Origin of the sequence: Xanthomonas pisi DSM 18956 (assembly GCF_001010415.1) — a bacterium.
GTDB classification, from domain to species: Bacteria; Pseudomonadota; Gammaproteobacteria; order Xanthomonadales; family Xanthomonadaceae; genus Xanthomonas; species Xanthomonas pisi.
Map to the genome: position 1 here is coordinate 1 of NZ_JPLE01000119.1, position 484 is coordinate 484.

Genomic DNA, 484 nt, shown 5'->3' on the forward strand with positions numbered 1-484 from the left:
CCCGATCGGCAGACACCGCATAAGTAGATCTTCCGGGCATCGTTCCCAAGTCAGGAGGTTCCATGCGCACATCGAAGTTCACCGAGACACAGATCATCGCCACGCTCAAGCAGGCCGACGCAGGCGTTCCAGTCAAAGACATCTGTCGCCAAGTCGGCATCAGCACGGCGACCTATTACCAGTGGAAGAGCAAGTACGGCGGCTTGGAGGCGTCCGAGCTGCTGCGGGTCAAGGAGCTCGAGTCCGAGAACGCCAAGCTCAAGCGGATGTACGCCGAGTTGGCGCTCGACAACGCGGCAATGAAGGACCTGATCGCAAAAAAACTCTAGGGCCGGCGCGTAAGCGCGAGGCGGTGCGGTTCCTTATCGAGGTCCACGCGCGGCCGTTGCGCCGGTCCTGTGCATGCGTCGGGCTGTCGCGTGCCGCCTGGTACGCACCGCCTCTGGACTGGACGGTGCGCGATGCCGAGCTGATTGCCGAGATC

1 pseudogene is annotated in these 484 nt (G+C 62.4%); it reads left to right on the top strand.

The window, feature by feature from the left end:
• Window positions 1-62 precede the first annotated feature (62 nt).
• Window positions 63-484, top strand: a pseudogene (locus Y887_RS19475) (transposase); the annotation flags it as partial.